The organism is Sulfitobacter sp. SH24 (assembly GCF_965641895.1).
Taxonomy (GTDB): Bacteria; Pseudomonadota; Alphaproteobacteria; order Rhodobacterales; family Rhodobacteraceae; genus Sulfitobacter; species Sulfitobacter dubius.
Window position 1 is genome coordinate 60955 of sequence record NZ_OZ282575.1, and the last position, 19607, is coordinate 80561.

General features: G+C 58.8%; 16 protein-coding genes. 11 read left to right on the forward strand and 5 right to left on the reverse strand.

What is annotated here, in order from left to right:
* Positions 1–11: 11 nt before the first annotated feature.
* The 3 genes from secA (at position 12) to ACSQ16_RS02710 (ending at position 5366) form a co-directional block, all read left to right on the forward strand.
* A complete protein-coding gene (gene secA / locus ACSQ16_RS02700) occupies positions 12–2714 on the forward strand; it encodes a preprotein translocase subunit SecA (protein ID WP_243261786.1) in 2703 nt (900 codons plus the stop codon).
* A gap of 101 nt (positions 2715–2815) precedes the next feature.
* Entirely contained in the window at positions 2816–3787 is a 972-nt protein-coding gene (locus ACSQ16_RS02705) for a hypothetical protein (protein WP_243261785.1), read from the forward strand.
* A gap of 19 nt (positions 3788–3806) precedes the next feature.
* Positions 3807–5366, forward strand: a complete 1560-nt coding sequence (locus ACSQ16_RS02710; RefSeq protein ID WP_243261784.1) for a phosphate ABC transporter substrate-binding/OmpA family protein — start codon at positions 3807–3809, stop codon at positions 5364–5366.
* 11 nt (positions 5367–5377) lie between these two features.
* Here ACSQ16_RS02710 and radC read toward each other — a convergent pair whose 3' ends face one another.
* The 3 genes from radC to dnaK form a co-directional block, all read right to left on the reverse strand.
* Positions 5378–6139: a RadC family protein gene (radC, locus tag ACSQ16_RS02715; protein ID WP_243261783.1), complete on the reverse strand. Its 762-nt coding sequence runs from the start codon at positions 6137–6139 to the stop codon at positions 5378–5380.
* 116 nt (positions 6140–6255) lie between these two features.
* Positions 6256–7404, reverse strand: a complete 1149-nt coding sequence (gene dnaJ / locus ACSQ16_RS02720) for a molecular chaperone DnaJ (RefSeq protein WP_093927552.1) — start codon at positions 7402–7404, stop codon at positions 6256–6258.
* A gap of 80 nt (positions 7405–7484) precedes the next feature.
* On the reverse strand, positions 7485–9404 hold the full coding sequence (gene dnaK / locus ACSQ16_RS02725; RefSeq protein WP_243261782.1) for a molecular chaperone DnaK: 1920 nt from the start codon (positions 9402–9404) through the stop codon (positions 7485–7487).
* A gap of 207 nt (positions 9405–9611) precedes the next feature.
* Here dnaK and ACSQ16_RS02730 point away from each other — a divergent pair, with 207 nt between their 5' ends.
* Positions 9612–10214, forward strand: coding sequence for an alpha-ketoglutarate-dependent dioxygenase AlkB family protein (locus ACSQ16_RS02730; RefSeq protein ID WP_243261781.1), 603 nt, complete (start codon positions 9612–9614; stop codon positions 10212–10214).
* Between the two features lie 51 nt (positions 10215–10265).
* Here ACSQ16_RS02730 and ACSQ16_RS02735 read toward each other — a convergent pair whose 3' ends face one another.
* Together ACSQ16_RS02735 and ACSQ16_RS02740 are read right to left on the reverse strand one after the other, a co-directional pair.
* Entirely contained in the window at positions 10266–10874 is a 609-nt protein-coding gene (locus tag ACSQ16_RS02735) for a COG3650 family protein (protein ID WP_243261780.1), read from the reverse strand.
* The gene (locus ACSQ16_RS02740; protein WP_243261779.1) at positions 10871–11695 is read right to left on the reverse strand and encodes an ABC transporter permease; all 825 of its coding nucleotides are present in this window, start codon (positions 11693–11695) and stop codon (positions 10871–10873) included. Before ACSQ16_RS02740 ends, ACSQ16_RS02735 begins: the two co-directional genes overlap by 4 nt.
* 116 nt (positions 11696–11811) lie before the next feature.
* Between ACSQ16_RS02740 and cysQ the strand changes: the two genes are divergently transcribed.
* The 7 genes from cysQ (at position 11812) to ACSQ16_RS02775 (ending at position 19607) form a co-directional block, all read left to right on the forward strand.
* Positions 11812–12609 carry a 3'(2'),5'-bisphosphate nucleotidase CysQ gene (gene cysQ / locus ACSQ16_RS02745; RefSeq protein WP_243261778.1) on the forward strand — a complete coding sequence of 266 codons (798 nt, stop codon included), beginning with the start codon at positions 11812–11814 and terminating at the stop codon, positions 12607–12609.
* The gene (locus ACSQ16_RS02750; protein WP_243261777.1) at positions 12609–13409 is read left to right on the forward strand and encodes a 3-deoxy-manno-octulosonate cytidylyltransferase; all 801 of its coding nucleotides are present in this window, start codon (positions 12609–12611) and stop codon (positions 13407–13409) included. The genes cysQ and ACSQ16_RS02750 overlap by 1 nt, the downstream gene beginning before the upstream one ends.
* Complete coding sequence (locus tag ACSQ16_RS02755) at positions 13406–14683, forward strand: glycosyltransferase family 2 protein (protein WP_243261776.1); 1278 nt, start codon at positions 13406–13408, stop codon at positions 14681–14683. The genes ACSQ16_RS02750 and ACSQ16_RS02755 overlap by 4 nt, the downstream gene beginning before the upstream one ends.
* A gap of 63 nt (positions 14684–14746) precedes the next feature.
* On the forward strand, positions 14747–15640 hold the full coding sequence (gene galU / locus ACSQ16_RS02760; protein ID WP_093927544.1) for a UTP--glucose-1-phosphate uridylyltransferase GalU: 894 nt from the start codon (positions 14747–14749) through the stop codon (positions 15638–15640).
* 20 nt (positions 15641–15660) lie between these two features.
* A complete protein-coding gene (locus ACSQ16_RS02765) occupies positions 15661–16857 on the forward strand; it encodes a glycosyltransferase family 4 protein (RefSeq protein ID WP_435988584.1) in 1197 nt (398 codons plus the stop codon).
* 45 nt (positions 16858–16902) lie between these two features.
* Positions 16903–17913: a glycosyltransferase family 2 protein gene (locus ACSQ16_RS02770; RefSeq protein WP_093927542.1), complete on the forward strand. Its 1011-nt coding sequence runs from the start codon at positions 16903–16905 to the stop codon at positions 17911–17913.
* The gene (locus ACSQ16_RS02775) at positions 17910–19607 is read left to right on the forward strand and encodes a beta-1,6-N-acetylglucosaminyltransferase (RefSeq protein ID WP_243261774.1); all 1698 of its coding nucleotides are present in this window, start codon (positions 17910–17912) and stop codon (positions 19605–19607) included. Before ACSQ16_RS02770 ends, ACSQ16_RS02775 begins: the two co-directional genes overlap by 4 nt.

Here is a 19607-nt window from a genome sequence, read left to right on the forward strand (position 1 = left end):
CGGGAGATTACATGCTGGGTATCGGAACAATCGCCAAAAAGGTCTTTGGCACGCCAAACGACCGGAAAATCAAGGCGACCCGTCCGCTTGTGGCACAGATTAACGCGCTGGAGCCTGAGTTTGAAAAGCTGAGCGATGATGAGATCAAGGTGCGCACCGCCGAGCTGGGCAAGCGCGCCGAAGCGGGCGAAAGCCTTGACGATCTGTTGCCCGAAGCCTTTGCAAACTGCCGCGAGGCTGCGCGCCGCACATTGGGTCTGCGCGCCTTTGACACGCAGCTTCTGGGCGGGATCTTCCTGCATCAGGGCAATATCGCGGAGCAAAAAACAGGTGAAGGCAAGACCCTGACCGCGACCTTTGCCGCCTATCTGAACGGGCTGACGCATAAGGGCGTGCATATCGTCACCGTCAACGAATACCTCGCCCAGCGTGACGCGGAGTGGATGGGCAAAGTCTTTGGCGCTTTGGGTTTGACCACTGGTGTTGCCTATTCCGGCATGCCCGAGGACCAGAAGCGCGCAGCCTATGCCTGCGATATCACCTACGCCACAAACAACGAGTTGGGCTTCGACTACCTGCGCGACAACATGAAGTCGAACCTGTCGGACATGCTGCAACACGGGCATAACTTTGCCATCGTGGACGAAGTCGACAGCATTCTGATCGACGAAGCGCGGACGCCGCTGATCATCTCCGGCCCCTCGCAGGATCGTTCCGAGATGTATCAGATCATCGATACGCTGATCCCCTCGTTGACCGAAGAGCATTACGAGCTCGACGAGAAAACCCGCAACGTGACCTTCACCGATGAGGGCAATGAGTTCCTCGAAGAGCAGTTGCGCGCCCGTGATCTGATCGAAGAGGGCATGACCCTTTATGATCCGGAAAGCACGACCATCGTGCACCACGTCAACCAAGGTCTGCGTGCGCATAAACTGTTCCAGCGCGACAAAGACTACATCGTCCGCGATGGCGCTGTGACGTTGATCGACGAATTCACCGGTCGCATGATGCCGGGCCGCCGCCTCTCGGATGGCCTGCACCAAGCGATTGAGGCCAAAGAGGGCGTCGATATCCAGCCTGAGAACGTGACCCTCGCAAGCGTTACTTTCCAGAACTACTTCCGTCTTTACGACAAGCTGGGCGGTATGACCGGCACGGCCCTGACCGAAGCCGAGGAATTCGCCGAGATCTACGGTCTTGGCGTTGTCGAAGTGCCGACCAACGTGCCAATTGCCCGTGTCGACGAAGACGACGCCGTTTACCGCACCGCGCGCGAGAAATACGAGGCGATGATTGAAAAGGTGAAGGAGGCCCACGCCAAGGGTCAGCCCTGCCTTGTCGGCACCACCTCGATCGAAAAGTCCGAACAGCTGAGCGCTATGCTGACGGCCGATGGGATCGCGCATAATGTGCTTAACGCCCGCCAGCACGAGCAAGAAGCACAGATCATCGCCGATGCTGGTAAGCTGGGTGCCGTGACCATCGCCACCAACATGGCGGGTCGGGGCACCGACATCCAGCTGGGCGGCAACGTTGAGTTGAAAGTGTTGGATGCACTGGACGCTGACCCCGAAGCTGACCCGGCGAACATCCGTGCCCAGATCGAGGCGCAGCACGCCGAGGAAAAACAGAAGGTGCTAGAGGCCGGTGGTCTCTACGTTCTGGCGTCTGAGCGTCACGAGAGCCGCCGCATCGACAACCAGCTACGCGGCCGTTCGGGCCGTCAGGGCGATCCGGGCCGCACCTCTTTCTTCCTGTCGCTTGAAGATGATCTGATGCGCATCTTCGGCTCGGAACGGCTCGAGAAAGTGCTGACCACGCTCGGCCTCAAAGAAGGCGAAGCGATTGTGCACCCTTGGGTAAACAAGTCGCTTGAGCGCGCGCAGGCGAAGGTCGAAGGTCGCAACTTTGACATCCGTAAGCAGTTGTTGAAGTTCGACGATGTGATGAACGAGCAGCGCAAAGTCATCTTTGGCCAGCGCCGCGAGATCATGGAGGCGGAGAACCTTAATGAGATCGTCACAGACATGCGCGAGCAGGTGATCGACGATCTGATCGACACCTATATGCCGCCCAAAACCTACGCCGATCAGTGGGACACCCAAGGCTTCTATGCCGCGGTGATCGAACAGCTGAACGTCGACGTGCCGATCATCGCATGGTGTGAAGAAGATGGCGTGGATGACGAAGTGATCCGCGAGCGTCTGATGAAAGCCACGGATGAGCTGATGGCCAAAAAGGCCGAGGCCTTTGGCGAAGAGAACATGCGCAACATCGAGAAACAGTTGCTGTTGCAGGCCATCGACACCAAATGGCGCGACCATCTGCTCACGCTGGAACATCTGCGCTCGGTCGTGGGCTTCCGCAGCTACGCGCAGCGTGATCCGTTGAACGAGTATAAGAACGAAGCCTTCCAACTGTTTGAGACGATGCTCGACAGCCTGCGGCAGGACGTGACCCAGAAGCTGGGCCAAATCCAACCGATGAGCGAAGAGCAGCGCCGCGAGATGATGCAGGAAATGGCTGACCGTCAGGCCGCGATGCAAGCCGCTGCAACCGAGGCCGCAGATGAGGCATCTGAGCAGGCAGAGGCTGCCGCACCGGGCTTTGATGAGAATGATCCGTCCACATGGGGCAACCCAGGCCGGAACGATCTCTGCCCCTGTGGCTCGGGCAAAAAGTTCAAACATTGCCACGGCGAAATCAAATAGGTCCGCCACCTTTTCGCCCATAACTTGGCTTTTCAGGGCCATACCCCGGCCCTGATCCTAGCCCATAAAGTCTCCAACGAATCCGTTGAAGGAGACTTGTCATGCGCCGCACCAAAGAAATTCTGACCGCTGTCGGTACTCTGGCCTGCGCCGTAGGCATCGGCTTTGTCATGCAAAGCTCTGACACTGCCGAACAGCGCTATGGTGCGGCCGAAAAGCAGCGCCCTGTGGCGAGCAATGGCGCGTTGCTAGAAGTTGAGGGCATCACCCTAACTTCTGCCACCCTTGACAGTGAAATCGCTCTTCCGCTGCCTGACGCGCAGGTGACCAAGGCCGCCGCCCCGCAAGGTCTGCCGCCCGCCCCCGAAAGCCATGGCGTCGCGATCACCGCTGCATGTGACATTACCGCAGATGCTCAGGCCGTTGCAGCGGCGATGGTAAAGTTGGCGCTGGATGCTGCGTGCCTGCCCAATGAGCGGCTGACCGTGCACCACAACGGGATGATCTTCACCGAAGTAACGGATGACAAGGGGCGGTTGAATGTCACCGTGCCCGCCCTGGCCGAAGAGGCGGTTTTTATCTTGGCCTTCGGCAACGGCGATGGCGCTGTGGCGCAAACCACTGTGCCGGAACTGTCTGACTTCAACCGCGTGGTGTTGCAATGGAAAGGCGCCGCTGGCTTTGAACTGCATGCCCGCGAATTTGGTGCGGATTACGGCGATGCAGGCCATGTTTGGTCGGGAGCGCCCCGCGATATGGCAACCGCCGTGCTGGGCGAAGGTGGCTTCATGATCCGCAATGGCGATACCGATGTGGCTGAGCCGTTGATGGCCGAAATCTATAGCTTTCCAGTCGCCGCAGCGGCGCAAGAAGGTGATGTCGCGCTGAGTGTGGAGGCCGAGGTCAGCAAGTCCAACTGTGGGCTTGAGATCGAAGCACAGGCGCTGGAATTGCGTGGCACCGATCAGGTGAAAACCCAGAACCTGACCCTCGCGGTGCCGGACTGTGATGCGGTTGGCAACTTTCTGGTGTTGAATAATTTGCTCCAAGACCTGAAAGTCGCGCAGAACTGACGCAACCGGGTAGGTCTAGATGAACGGGTTGAAACGTGCGGCGATCAGCGCCGCACTTTTGCTTTTTACGGCGGTTACGGGCGCGGCGCAGGATGTCGCGCTATCCTCACGCGATGGCAGCGTCGAACTCAGCGGTACCCTGCTAGGGTTTGACGGGGAATTCTACCGGGTCGAAACCGACTATGGCGAGTTAACTGTCGACAGCAGCGGCGTGTCCTGCGCCGGGCCGGGTTGCCCCAACCTAGAGGATTTCGTGGCCGAGGTGCGCTTCTCGGGCTCCGCCACCATGGGAGCAGTCTTGATGCCCGCGCTGATCGATGCCTTCGCTGCGCGGCAGGGCTATACCGTCGACCGCGAAGACGGCGAAGCGGGGCGTTTTGCGCTGCTGCTGTCGCGTAAGGGTGACGGCAAACTTGCCGCCCGGTTTGATTTTCGCGCGACCAATACCAACGAAGGCTTTGCCGATCTATTGGCGGATGAAGCAGATGTGGTGATGGCCCTGCGTGAAGTGCGCCGCGACGAGCGGATCAACGCCCGCGATGCGGGGCTGGGTGATCTGACCGGGACCAACCGCAGTCGGGTCCTAGCGCTGGATGCTGTGGTTCCTGTGGTGGCGGCGTCAAATCCGGTGAAACAGATTTCTCCGCTGACATTGGCGCGGGTGTTTGCCGGAGAGATCAAGAACTGGCAGCGCTTAGGTGGTCCAGACGCGCCCATTGAATTGCACCTGCCGACTGTCGACAGCGGGCTGAGCCAAGCGATCGTGGATCAGGTGCTCACACCCGCCGGGCTGGAACTGAGCGCCGATGTCACCCGCCATGCCATGCCCGACGCGCTGGCTGAGGCGGTCGCGCGGGATGTCTTTGCGCTTGGCATCACCAGCTATGCCGAACAGGGGGGGACCGAAGTGCTGACCCTTGGCGGTAACTGCGGCTTTGCGCTGGATGCCGCGCGGCGCACGATCAAAACCGAAGACTACCCGCTGACCGCGCCAATGTTCCTCTATTTCCCGGCGCGTCGGCTGCCGCTAATTACACGCGAATTTCTCGCCTTTACCCGCGGCCCATCGGCACAGATCGTGATCCGTAGGGCCGGCTTCGTGGATCAAACACCCGAAGAAATCCCGGTAGAGGAACAGGGCAATCGTTTTGCAAATGCGATCATCACCGCCGGTGTTGAAACCCCGCTGGAAGAGTTGCAGCGCATGACGGCGACGCTTGTGCCGATGGCGCGGCTCACCACCTCTTTCCGGTTCGAGGCCGGGTCGATCCGGCTTGATGCGCAGTCGCGGTCCAACATCCAGCAATTGGCCCGCGCGCTGGAGCAGGGCCAGTATGACGCGCGGCGGTTGATGTTCGTGGGGTTCAGCGATGGAGAGGGGGCCGCAAGGGCCAATCGTGAAATCGCGCTGCGCCGCGCCGAGGCGGTGCAACGTGCGGTCAGCGCTGCTGCGGTGACCGCCAATCTGTCGCGTATTGATCTGCGGGTGGATGCCTTTGGCGAAGCAATGCCGATTGCCTGCGATGACAGCGAATGGGGCCGTCAGGCCAACCGTCGGGTTGAGGTTTGGGTGCGCTAAGGGGCGCGTGCCTAAAGGTGCCCCTCGCTCCGGAAACTTAGCTCGCGCGATTTGCCGATGATCAGGTGATCATGCAGGGTTAACCCCAAAGCGTCACAGGCAGCGGCGACTTGCCGCGTCATGTCGATGTCTGATCTTGAAGGGCTGGGATCGCCCGACGGGTGGTTGTGCACGAGAATGATTGCGCTGGCATTCAGTTCTAACGCCCGTTTGGCAACTTCGCGCGGGTAGACCGGCACATGATCAACGGTCCCCTTGGCCTGTGCTTCATCCGCGATAAGGACGTTCTTGCGGTCCAGATAGAGGACGCGAAACTGCTCCATCTCCAGATGGGCCATGGTGGTGTGACAGTAGTCCAGCAAAGCATCCCAAGAGGACACGATATGCCGCTGCAGCACCTTCGCACGGGCCAATCGCTGGGCTGCAGCCTCAATAATCTTGAGTTCGACAATCACCGCTTCGCCGATGCCTTTGATATCACGCAGGCGCGGTGCGGGTGCTGTGATGACGCGGTTGAAGTCGCCGAAATGGTCCAGCAATTCGCGGGCGAGTGGTTTCACATCGCGGCGGGGAATGGCTCGGAAAAGAATAAGTTCCAGCATCTCATAATCCGGCATCGCCGCCGCGCCCCCTTCGATAAAGCGGCAGCGCAGGCGTTGCCGGTGATCTGCGATATAGGAGGGTTGTTTGCCTGTGTTAGACGGCGCATTTCGCGTCTCGTGCAGCAGATAGGGCAGGGGCTGGTCAGCCAAGGTTCTCGGGGCGCGGGTCATGCCTAGAGTTTCGCGCCAAAGTGGTTAGTAATTGATTAACGGGTAATTAAAAGTTCTTTCACCATGTTTAGCCGTGGCGAAAAAGGGAGCCGCATCTGTCGCGGCTCCCTCAGATATCAGCCTTTCATCGAATCCCAAAAGGATTTGACGGACGAGAAGAAATTGCTGCTTTCCGGGTTGTTGTTATGGGCTTCGCCCTCAAACTCCCGCAGCAGTTCTTTCTGACGGCCGGTCAGGTTCACCGGGGTTTCCACCGCCAGTTCGATAATCATGTCACCCACACCACCGCCACGTAGCGGCGGCATGCCCTTGCCGCGCAGACGCATCTGACGGCCCGATTGGCTACCTGCGGGAATCTGCACGCGGCCACGGCCTCCGTCGATGGTGGGCACTTCGATATTACCACCCAAGGCGGCTGTGCTCATCGACACGGGAACGCGGCAGAAGAGGTTCGGCCCGTCACGCTCAAAGAGTTCATGATCGGCCACCTCGATAAAGATATAGAGGTCACCCGACGGTCCGCCGCGCATGCCCGCCTCGCCCTCACCGGCCAGCCGGATGCGGGTGCCGGTTTCGACGCCTGCGGGGATGTTGACTGAGAGCGTGCGCTCTTTCTCAACACGGCCCGCGCCGCGGCATTTCTTGCAGGGGTTCTTGACGATCTGACCCATGCCAGAGCAGGTGGGGCAGGTGCGTTCAACAGTGAAGAAACCCTGCTGCGCACGAACTTTACCCATGCCCGAACAGGTGGGGCAAGTTGTCGGCTCTGCGCCGCCCTCGGCACCGCTGCCGTCACATGAATCACACTGGACCGAGGCCGGAACGGTGATCGACTTTTGCATGCCCGAGAAGGCATCTTCGAGCGAAATGCGCAGGTTGTAGCGCAAGTCGGCACCGCGTGCGGCACGGCGTCCGCCGCCCCCCCCACGTTGGCCCATGAAGTCACCGAAAAGATCGTCAAAGACGTCGGAAAAGGCCGAAGAGAAATCGCCCTGACCGCCGCCCATGCCGCCGCCGGGACGCCCGCCGCCCATGCCACCTTCAAAGGCGGCGTGGCCGTAGCGATCATAGGCCGCTTTCTTGTCGTCGCTTTTCAGCACGTCATAAGCTTCGCCCACTTCTTTGAACTGGGCTTCGGCGTTTGGATTGTCTTTGTTGCGGTCGGGGTGAAGGTCTTTGACCTTGCTGCGGTAGGCCTTCTTGATCTCGTCGGCAGAGGCCCCTTTGGCAACGCCAAGCACCTCGTAGTAGTCACGTTTTGCCATGGGTTATCATGCTCCTACGCTGGAACGTGATGGGCCGGCCCGTCTGACGGACCGGCCCTTTCACAGGTTCCGTTTCACGCTTACGCGCGCTTGTCGTCGTCCAGATCTTCGAACTCGGCGTCGAGGATGTCGTCGTCGCCACCCTGCGATTGCTGAGCATCGGAAGGCTGTGCCGTATCGTCGTTGCCTTCCTCCTGAGCGTTCTTATAGATGGCTTCGCCCAGTTTCATTGCTGCTTCGGTGACGTTCTGGATGCCGGATTTGATCTTGTCGGCATTATCGGTTTCCAGTTCGTCTTTCAGCGCGGCAATGGCCAGTTCGATCGCTTCGACGGTGGTCGGATCGACCTTGTCGGAATGCTCTTCCAGCGACTTTTCGGTCGAGTGGATCAGCGATTCCGCTTGGTTTTTCGCTTCGATCAGCTCGCGACGGGATTTGTCCGCCTCGGCGTTCTCTTCCGCGTCCTTGACCATCTTTTCGATATCCGCATCCGACAGACCGCCCGACGCTTGGATCGTGATCTTCTGCTCTTTGCCGGTGCCTTTGTCGAGCGCGCCCACGGACACGATGCCGTTGGCGTCGATGTCAAAGGTCACTTCGATCTGCGGCATGCCGCGCGGGGCAGGCGGGATGTTCTCAAGGTTGAAGGCACCGAGCATCTTATTGTCGGCTGCCATCTCACGCTCACCTTGGAAAACCCGGATTGTCACAGCGTTCTGGTTGTCTTCGGCGGTCGAGAAGACCTGAGACTTCTTCGTCGGGATCGTGGTGTTACGGTCGATCAGACGGGTGAAGACACCACCAAGGGTCTCAATGCCCAAGGACAGCGGTGTCACGTCCAGCAGAACCACGTCTTTGACGTCGCCTTGCAGAACACCGGCCTGAATGGCGGCACCAAGGGCCACAACTTCGTCAGGGTTCACACCCTTGTGCGGCTCTTTACCGAAGAACTTGGTCACTTCTTCTGCGACTTTCGGCATACGGGTCATACCACCGACCAGCACGACTTCGTCGATGTCGGAAGCCGAGAGACCGGCATCCTTCAGCGCTGCGGCGCAGGGCTTCATCGACGCTTTGATCAGGTCGCCCACAAGGCTTTCCAGCTTGGCGCGGGTCAGCTTCATCACCATGTGCAGCGGCGAGCCGTCTTTGCCCATCGAGATGAAGGGTTGGTTGATCTCGGTCTGGCTGGACGAGGAAAGCTCGATCTTCGCTTTCTCGGCAGCTTCTTTCAGACGCTGCAGCGCCATCTTGTCTTGCGTCAGGTCAACGCCGTTGGCCTTTTTGAACTCATCGGCAAGATAGTTGACGATGCGCATGTCAAAGTCTTCACCACCAAGGAACGTGTCGCCGTTGGTGGATTTCACTTCGAAGAGGCCGTCGTCGATCTCAAGGATGGTCACGTCGAATGTACCGCCGCCAAGGTCATAGACCGCGATGGTTTGCGTGTTCTCTTTGTCGAGGCCATAGGCCAGCGCGGCGGCTGTCGGCTCGTTGATGATCCGCAGCACTTCGAGACCGGCGATCTTGCCAGCGTCTTTGGTCGCCTGACGCTGGGCGTCGTTAAAGTATGCGGGCACGGTGATAACCGCCTGCGTGACTTCCTCACCCAGATAGCTTTCTGCGGTTTCTTTCATCTTACCAAGGATGAAGGCCGAGATTTGGCTAGGGGAGTACTTTTCACCACGGGCCTGCACCCATGCGTCGCCGTTGCCGCCATCAATGACGTTGAACGGCATGTTCTTTTTGTCTTTGGCCAGATCCGCATCGTCGTTGCGGCGGCCAATCAGGCGCTTAACGCCGAAGACTGTGTTTTCTGGGTTGGTGACCGCTTGGCGTTTCGCTGGTTGGCCGACAAGGCGCTCATCGTCGGTGAAAGCAACGATCGACGGCGTTGTGCGCGCGCCTTCAGCGTTTTCGATCACACGCGGCTGGCTGCCATCCATGATGGCGATACAGCTGTTGGTGGTGCCAAGGTCAATACCGATTACTTTGGACATGTTTCGATCCCTCTTTGAATCTAAGGCGATGACACGAGACGCGGACCCGTTTTGGCATCCTGCCCCGATCTGTTGACATCGAAGACCACGTGCCTTCGACGGTTCGGAGCGTATATAGGGAGGGTATTTGCACCCTGCAACCATTGGCTTGTCAGGATGGTCGCGATTCCGTGATGTTTTTGCCAAACGAGTGGGGAAGAACGAAAAATGACTGCTTTGCGCCTGCGGGGCTTCGATATCCACAAAGAATTTCTGGGCAGGGTCGCTCAGCAGGAGGTGCTGGACGCGGTACGGGGCGTGGTGCGGCAGGCGCCGTTTTTTCGCCCCGAAGTCCCGCGCGGTGGGCGCATGTCGGTCCGGATGAGCGCGGCGGGGCGCTATGGCTGGTTCTCGGACCGGCGTGGCTATCGTTACGTCACCGAACATCCCGATGGGCAGCCTTGGCCCGAGATCCCCGCACCGGTTCTGGCGATCTGGGACAAGTTGACGGGGTTGGAACGCCGTCCCGAATGCTGCTTGATAAACTACTACGATGCCGATGCGCGCATGGGGCTGCATCAGGACCGGGATGAGGCCGACTTTCAGTGGCCCGTGGTCTCGGTCTCTCTGGGAGATGACGGATTGTTTCGGATCGGCAACCTGACGCGCGGCGGCAAGACGGAATCGATCTGGCTGCAGTCGGGCGATGTGGTGGTGATGGGCGGTGATGCGCGGTTGACCTATCACGGGGTGGATCGGATCAAGCCCGGCACGTCGACGCTGCTGCCCAAAGGGGGGCGGATCAATCTGACGCTTCGGGTGGTGGAGTGACGTTTTCTTTTAAAGAAAACGGAGACGAACTTTTTTGAAAAGTCCGTCGTTTCAGCGGCTGAGCGAACAGCATCCCGTTTGATGTTGCCAGCCGTCATTTCCTTGCAAGAGGAGGTCGACAGAAAGCCCGTAGGCGCGGTCTGACATGCCGTCACTACAGGCGCGGGTCGTCAGTGTGGCGATCGCCGCACCCTGCGGCCCCACACCAATCAAATGAAAGCTGTCACGCCGTCCCTGCGCCGCCCCGGACTGCGTGATGCGAAAATCGCGCGGGCTGTCCGCCAATGCATCATAGCTCAGCGTTTCGCCGGTCACGTCGAAGGACCAGAACGGCTCCGTCCCCCCACAGCGCGCCACGGGTGGCATCGCACCAGCCCATTGCCCCGGTTGCCGGGTGAGATAGCGAAGGGAGACCCAGCCGCGCCCTTCGCCGCTGTTTACCAAGCCCCAGCCGTGGTGGTCATCGGGGCGGACCACTTCGATCCCTTCCGCATCGGGCGCAAGGCTGCCGATAATCGGCGCGGCAGCATCAGGCGCTTGTCGGATGTTCAGTGCATCATTCTCTGCCACGCCGCTCACGTCATACAAGGCGGGCCATGCGTCCTGTGTTGCGGTGGCAGGAAGCGCCCAGAGACAAAGGAGGACGGCCAGCAGTCTCATCGCCGCGCGTTCCAACTGATCGAAGCATGGCGGCGGGTATAGAATTCGCCCATCAACCCGACCATCAGCAAGACAAGCCCCACCCAAAGCGGATACTCCCAATTGCTGTAACGCGGGTTGTAGTTGATGAAGGCGAATCCGCGCGCTTGATCAATGCTGTGGAATAGTGGGTTCCAGTCAAACATCGCCAGCATGTAGCCGGGCAGGGAGTTGGCCAGAAACATCTTGCCTGAGGCGATCATATTGGCCCGCTGATAGACGGTTGAAAAGATCGTCACAAAAGAGGGAAACCACGGTTTAATCGCCAGCATCACCAGCCCAAGCGCGCAGCCAGTAAACCATGCCGTCAGCAACATGCCAAAGGCGGGGATCGGCTGATCAATGGTGATCGGCGTGAAAGCCACATGGTAGATGAACAAGATTACAAAGAGCGACAGCACCTGAATATAAAGCGCCCCCATCGCCGCCGATGCGATGGCAATAATCGTATTCATCGGCGCGTGTTGCATCATCGGGCTGGCCGGCCCTTCAGACCCGACGACGGCCCCCAGTGCCTTTACATGCGTCAGGTAAAGGAAGATTCCCGACATCAGATAAACAAGGAAATCGCCTCGTACTGCCGATCCGCGCATCCCGAGGATTGAGAACATCACGTAAAAGGCCACCACAAACAGTACGGTTTGCAGCATGTTCATTACAATGGCGACGAGGGCATTGTTGTGCTGTTTGCGGACGTTGCGCACGACAGAATGGTAAATCAGCTCTGCCATAGAGAGGGCAGACCCGATGCCGGATTTCCGTTTTCTGTTGGATTGGAACATGCGCGCGTCCTTGACGAAGCCCTAACGTGGCACGGAATTCTTGCTGTTCCGTTAGCTGCACAGCATAAGGGAAACGATTAATTGAAGCAACGACAGCCCGCAGGGCCGGAGGCAAAATGGATTACGAGAAATTGGTCGCAGAAATGCGGCGGCTGGCATTGGAAGCCGGGGATAAGATCATGGAGATCTATGGTCAGAATGATTTCGAGGTGAAGTCAAAGTCTGACGACAGCCCCGTCACCGCCGCCGATGAAGCCGCCGATGCGATCATTTCGGAAGGACTGCGCCGTGCGTTCCCCGACATGATGTTGGTGACGGAAGAGCAATCTGTGACCCATACCGCCAAGGGCGACACGTTTCTAATCGTCGACCCGCTGGACGGAACAAAAGAATTTGTTCACCGCCGGGGGGATTTCACAGTGAATATTGCATTGGTCGAAGGGGGCGTTCCTACACGCGGTGTGGTCTATGCGCCTGCCAAGTCGCGGATGTTCTTCACCCAAGCCGACGGTCAGTCTGTCGAAGAAACAGGCGATTTCGCCAAAGATCAGTTGGGAGAGACCAAGGCAATTTCCGTCTCTGATCCAGACAATTCTGCCCTGATGGTTGTCGCCTCTAAATCGCACCGCGATCAGGCGACCGACGATTACATCGGCAAATACGGTGTGCGTGATATGACTTCGGCAGGATCTTCACTGAAGTTCTGTTTGGTGGCAACGGGCGAGGCTGACCTCTACCCGCGTCTTGGCCGCACGATGGAATGGGACACTGCAGCTGGCCATGCGGTTCTGAACGGTGCCGGGGGCGACGTGGTGCGTTTTGATGATCTCACGCCGCTGACCTATGGCAAAGAAGATTTCGCCAACCCCTTCTTTATCGCCCATGCGCCGGGCGTTGATCTGAAGGCGGGCTGATGTCTGTCCTTATCGTCATTCCTGCCCGCTATGCCTCGACCCGCTATCCGGGCAAACCGCTCGTCGCACTTACCGGTGCGTCGGGCAAAAAGCAGTCACTAATTGAGCGAAGCTGGCGGGCGGCCTGCGCCGTGTCTGGCGTGGACCGCGTTGTGGTGGCCACCGATGACGACCGCATCCGCGAAGTTGCCGAGGGTTTTGGCGCTGAGGTGGTGATGACCTCGGAAACCTGCGCCAACGGGACTGAACGCTGTGCCGAAGCACATGCCGCGCTGGGTGGTCGATATGATGTAGTGGTGAACCTGCAAGGCGATGCACCGCTGACGCCGCATTGGTTTGTCGAGGGGCTGGTGCAAGGACTGAAAGACATGCCCGAGGCTGAAATCGCCACTCCCGTTCTGCGCTGCGATGGTGCCACGCTCAACAGTCTGCTGGGCGATCGCAAAGCAGGCCGGGTCGGCGGCACGACGGCGGTTTTCAGTGCCGACAACCGGGCGCTCTACTTCTCGAAAGAGGTCGTTCCCTATACCGGAAAGCCCTATACAGAGGCTGAGATGACCCCGGTTTTCCACCATGTCGGCGTCTATGCCTACCGGCCTCAAGCCTTGGCGCAATACCCAAGCTGGCCTGTCGGTCCCTTGGAGCAGTTGGAAGGGCTGGAACAGCTTCGTTTCCTTGAAAATGGCCGTTCGGTGCTTTGTGCCGAGGTTGAAGCGAAAGGGCGCGAGTTCTGGGAGTTGAACAATCCCGAAGATGTGCCGAAGCTCGAAGCCATGATGGCGAAAATGGGATTGGAATGACAACCACCCCCGTCAATGGCGCGCTGGGAAACGGTGTGCCGGTCAGCATCGTGATTGTCAGCCGGAATCGGCCTGAAGCATTGCGGCGCTGTTTGACGGGGGTCGGGCAGCTTCAGTATGCCCCTTTCGAAGTTATCGTTGTGGCAGATCCTGCCGGGATCGCCGCGGTGCGTGATCTGCCCTTTACCGACGCATTGAAATTGGTGAACTTTGATACAGCCAATATCTCTGTCGCGCGTAACCTTGGGATCGCGCAGGCCGCGGGAGAGGTCGTCGCCTTTATCGACGATGATGCCGTGCCAGAGCCACTATGGCTGCGCCACTTGATGGCCCCAGCGGCGCAGCCCGACGTAGCCGCCATGACCGGCTTTGTTCGGGGGCGCAACGGGATCTCCTTTCAGTATCGTGCGCGCCAGCTAAATGCGCTGGGTGAGCCGGAACACTTGGACGTTGACGCCGAAACCCCTAGCGTTATGCTTCCTTCGCCCAGCCGGGCGATCAAAACCGAAGGCACCAATATGGCCTTTCGGCGTGATGTCTTGGCCGACCTCGGTGGGTTCGACCCCGCCTTTCACTATTTTTTGGATGAGACCGATTTGAACATGCGCCTCGCGCGGGCGGGGCATGCCACGGCAATTGTGCCTTTGGCCGAAGTCCACCACGGGTTTGCGGCTAACCAGATGCGCAGTGCCAACCGTGTGCCGCGCGATCTGTATGATATCGGCGCCAGCTGGGCTGTGTTTCACCGCAAACATCTGCCTGAGCAGGATCGCGCTGCCCAATGGGCGCATTTGCGCGCATCTGAACGCCGCCGGTTGTTGCGCTATTTGGTGAGCGGCGGGCTTGAACCGCGCGATGTCATCCGGCTGCTGCATAGGCTAGATAAGGGCCACGCCGAAGGAATGGAGCGCGTGATCGGCAACAGCGCCGTACCACGCGAAGCCCACAGCGCATTTCGCCCATTTCCTGCTTGTCTGCGTCGCAGCGTGGCGATGTTCACGCGGCCTATAAAACTGGCCAAGGACCGAGCAAAAGCCGCAAAGCGCGCCGAATCTGGCGAAATCGTCACTCTATTCAGCCTGTCACCCACAGCCCTTTATCACCACGTTGCCTTTGACCCGATCAACGCTATCTGGCTGCAAACTGGTGGAATATATGGAAAATCTTCACGGGATGAAGCGGTTTTTCGCTTAACTCGGCGGCAGGATCGGCTGAAAAAGGAAGTCAGGCGAGTTGCCAGACAGCGCGGTTTCAGCGATGATAATTGCCGGTAGAAAAGCGCAGGTGAGAATTGACCGTGGCGTTCTGTATATTTCGAATAAGTTGTAAGGATTAAAATGCGCAAGAAGGTAACAAAAGCGATCTTTCCCGTTGCAGGAATGGGAACACGCTTTCTGCCCGCCACCAAGTCGGTGCCTAAAGAGATCATGACTCTCGTTGATCGGCCGTTGGTTCAATATGCAATCGACGAAGCGCGGGCTGCCGGTATCAAAGAGTTCATTTTTGTAACCTCGCGCGGCAAGGGGGCGTTGGAGGATTACTTTGACCACGCGCCGCAGCTTGAGCAAGAGTTGCGCAAGAAGGGTAAACTCGAACTTCTCAAGACCCTAGAAGACACCAATATGGACAGCGGTGCGATTGCTTATATCCGCCAACATAAGGCGCTTGGCCTAGGTCACGCCGTCTGGTGCGCGCGCCGTTTGATCGGCAATGAACCCTTTGCGGTGATGTTGCCGGATGACGTGATCGCCGCCGATAAGCCCTGTTTGAAGCAGATGATCGAAGCCTATGAAGAAACCGGCGGCAGCATGGTCGCCGCGATGGAGGTCGAACCCGCGCGGGCGTCCTCATACGGTATTCTAGATACAAGCGAAGAGCAGGGCGACCTGGTCAAAGTCAAAGGCATGGTGGAAAAACCCGCCGCAGATAAAGCGCCTTCAAACCTTGCTGTGATCGGGCGCTATATCCTTGCGCCGACGGTTCTAAAGAACCTCAACAAGCTTAAGTCTGGTTCCGGCGGAGAAATCCAACTGACCGATGCGATCGCACAGGAAATCGAACAGGAGCGTGATGTTTACGGCTTCCGTTTCCGGGGCCAGCGGTTTGATTGCGGTTCTAAGGCAGGTTTCTTGCAGGCGACAGTGGCCTTTGGCCTTGCGCGCGAAGAACTGCGGGATGATCTGTCAGCTTACCTACAAAGCATTGCCCAAGTTGACCGGGCAGCGCAGTAAGCTCTTACAGCGGCATACCAATGATTGAACCCGCAGTTCGGCTGCTCGACCTGACGCGCTCTTTGCGCCGGGTCGGGCGGACGGCTACGGGGGTTGATCGGGTCGAACTGGCCTATCTTTCACATCTTCTTACAGTAGACGCGCCGCTATTTGGCGTGGCACGTACGGCTTTGGGCTATGTCTTGATTGATCGTGCCGGATTGCAAGCTTTCTATAATCGGCTAGCAGGCCGACGGCCTTGGGGCCGGGCCGATTTGTTGTCCCGTCTGCCGCGGGGGCGACAGGTGGCTTTAATGCGGGCGGAAAGCGATTTGCGGCGCTTGGCGCTGGCGCGGTGCTTGCCTTCTGAGTTGTCACGTATGCTTGGGCGCTATTTGCCGCCGGGCTTTGCCTATCTAAACGTGGGGCACAGCAATCTGACAGACCGGGTTTTGGTCGCCGTAAAAGAGGCGCAGGGGCAGATTTCGGTTCTGATACACGATGTGATCCCGCTGGAATATCCTGCATACCAGCGCCCCGGCACGGTCGCGCCTTTTCGGGCCAAAATTGACCGAGTGTGCGCACATGCCGATCTGGTAATCTACAATTCTCAAGATACGAAACGTCGCTGTGAGGCGCAAATGCAGGGACGGGTGCCGCCCGCGGTGGTGGCCCATCTTGGGCTTGAAGCACCAACACCAGACGCAAGCGCATTGCCCATCGGCCTGCCGCCCAAACGGCCCTACTTCATAATCGTTGGCACGATAGAGCCACGCAAGAACCATGAGTTCTTGCTTGATCTGTGGCAGACCATGGGCCTTGGCGCACCACCATTGTTGATCTGCGGCAGCCGGGGGTGGAATAACGCGGCGGTCTTTGATCGGCTCGACCAACTGCCGCCCGATGGCCCGGTTCAAGAGCTTTCTGGCCTTGGCGACAGTGCAATGGCGGCCTTGGTGCAGGGGGCGGCGGGAATGCTTTTTCCCAGCCATGCCGAAGGCTTTGGCCTGCCCCCCGTCGAAGCACTACACCTAGGAGCGCGTGTTTTATGCAACGATTTACCGGTCTTGCACGAGGTCTTGGGTGACAAAGCCGTTTACGCCGCCACAACCGAGCCCTATTCATGGATCAGAATAATCGAAGAATGGGCCACATCTCCGCCAGACCCGCGCCCTGCGACGACTTTTATCGCGCCAACATGGGCCGAACACTTCAAGACCGTGTTAAAGTCGACGTGATAGCGCAGCTAAAGAGCGGTCAGGTCCGAAAAGGTAAGGGGCGGTTTGGGCTTAATTCAGTCATATCGGTTGCGGCTGCAACGCAAGCGCTGGCGCATCCGCGCCTTTCGCAAGCGGCGCGAGTTGACCTCTGTGGCGAACCGGACGGCGCAGATCAAAGCTGACGATATTTTGCTATTCTGCACGCAGCGCAACGAAGCGATCCGGCTGCCCTATTTCCTGAAATACTACCGTGAGATGGGTGTCGGGCATTTCTTCTTCGTGGACAATGACAGCGACGATGGCGCCCTCGACTATCTGGCCAAGCAACCCGATGTTTCGGTCTGGAGCGCCAAGGCCAGCTACAAGCGCGCGCGCTTCGGCGTCGACTGGCTGAACTGGCTACAAATGAAATACGCCCATGGCCATTGGGCGCTGACGGTCGATCCCGATGAATTTCTGGTCTACCCCTTTTGCGACACGCGGCCCCTGCGGGCGCTGACCGATTGGCTTGATGCGTCGTCGATCAAAAGCTTTTCCGCGATGTTGCTGGATATGTATCCCAAAGGGCGGCTTGACGAGGAACCTTACCAAGCGGGCCAAAATCCGTTTGAGATTGCGTCGTGGTTCGACAGCGGCAACTACACCATTTCGCGCAATAGACGGTTCGGGAACCTTTGGATTCAGGGCGGGCCACGGGCGCGGGTATTCTTTCCCGACGCGCCCGCAAAGGCCCCGGCGCTTAACAAGGTGCCGCTGGTCAAATGGGACCGGCGTTATGCCTATGTCAGTTCGACCCATATGCTGCTGCCGCGTGGGCTTAATCAGGTCTATGACGAATGGGGCGGAGAGAAAGCCTCCGGCGTGTTGCTTCATGCCAAGTTCCTCGACACCTTCGGTGCCAAGGCGGCAGAGGAGCTACAGCGCAGCGAGCATTACGCGGCTTCGGTCGAATACAAAGCCTATGCAGCGCAGTTAAAGGACGATCCGCAGCTTTGGTGCAAGTGGTCAGAGCGGTACATCAATTGGCGGCAGCTTGAGATTCTCGGCCTTATGTCCAAGGGGAACTGGGCATGAGCGTCGGGATCGTCATGCTGGTGCACAACGCTTTTGACCGGGCCGAGCAGGTCGCGCGCCATTGGGCCGCTGCGGGATGCCCCGTGGTGATCCATATCGACAAGGCCGTGCCCCGGCGGGCGCATGATGCTTTCGTGGCGGCACTCTCTGACCTGAAGGATGTGCATTTCAGCCCCCGCAAACGCTGCGAGTGGGGCACTTGGGGGATCGTTGCCGCCTCGCAGGGGGCGGCGGAACTGATGCTCTCGCGCTTTCCGAAGGTAGCCCATGTCTATCTCGCCTCCGGTTCCTGCCTGCCGCTGCGCCCGGTGCAGGAATTGATCGACTATCTTGAGGACCGCCCCCAGACCGATTTCATCGAAAGCGCCACCACGGCGGATGTGCCCTGGACCGTGGGCGGGCTGGATGCGGAGCGGTTTACCCTGCGGTTCCCCTTCTCGTGGCGGCGCAATCGCTATCTGTTCGACCGCGCGGTCGAGGTGCAGCGCCTGCTGCGGCTGAAGCGCTGGATTCCGCGCGGGATCGTGCCTCATATGGGCTCGCAATGGTGGTGCCTGACCCGGCGCACCCTGTCGGCGATCCTGCAAGACCCCGACAGGCCGACCTACGACAAGTTCTTTCGCCATGTCTGGATCCCGGATGAGAGCTATTTCCAGACCCTTGCAAGGCTCTATTCCAGCAAGATCGAAAGCCGGTCGCTGACCCTGTCCAAGTTCGATTTTCAGGGCAAGCCGCATATTTTTTACGACGACCACCTCCAGCTTCTGCGCCGCTCGGACTGCTTTGTCGCGCGCAAGATTTGGCCCCATGCGGACAGGCTCTATGATGCCTTCCTGACTGACCCCGCAGGGGCGATGAAAAAGACCGAGCCGAACCCCGGCAAGATCGACCGCATCTTTGCCAAGGCCGTGGAACGGCGGACGCGGGGCCGTGCGGGGCTCTATATGCAAAGCCGGTTTCCCAATGAGGATTGGGAGAATGGTGTCACCGCCGCGCCTTACTCGGTATTTCAGGGTTTCACCGAGATTTTCGAGGATTTCGAACATTGGCTGAGCCGTGCCAGCGGGGCCCGGGTGCATGGGCATCTCTTTGCCCCTGACCGTGTGCATTTTGCTGAAGGCCAGACCGCGCTGAACGGAGCCTTGTCGGACAACCCGGTGCTGCGCGATCACAATGCCAGTGCGTTCCTGACCAACCTGATCTGGAATACGAGGGGCGAGCGACAGTGTTTTCAGTTCGGCCCAATGGACAACCAAGACATCAATTGGCGCGTGGCCAGAGACCCTAACGCACAGATTTCGGTCATCACAGGTGCTTGGGCAGTGCCGCTGTTCCGCTCAAACCTTGATTTTGCTGATATTCGCCGTCTTGCTGCAAAGCTGCAAAAAACGGAAAGTACGCATATGGATGTGCTGCGTTCACCCCATGCCAAAGCGCGCGTGCGGATCTGGACGATGTCTGAATTCATCGAAGCGCCGATGGAGCCTTTACAGGGCATATTGGACGAGATTGGCCGCCCCCGTCTGCGCCGTCTGTCAGAGGCGCCGCGCATGGTTGATCTGAACGGATTCGGCCAATTCCTTCAGAACCTCAAGAACCAAGGTATGCATCCCTATTTGGTCGGCGATTTCCCCGTCGCCCGCGGGGTGATTGGCGATGCCAAACCCTCTCCTAAACCCTATCTGGTGAAATAA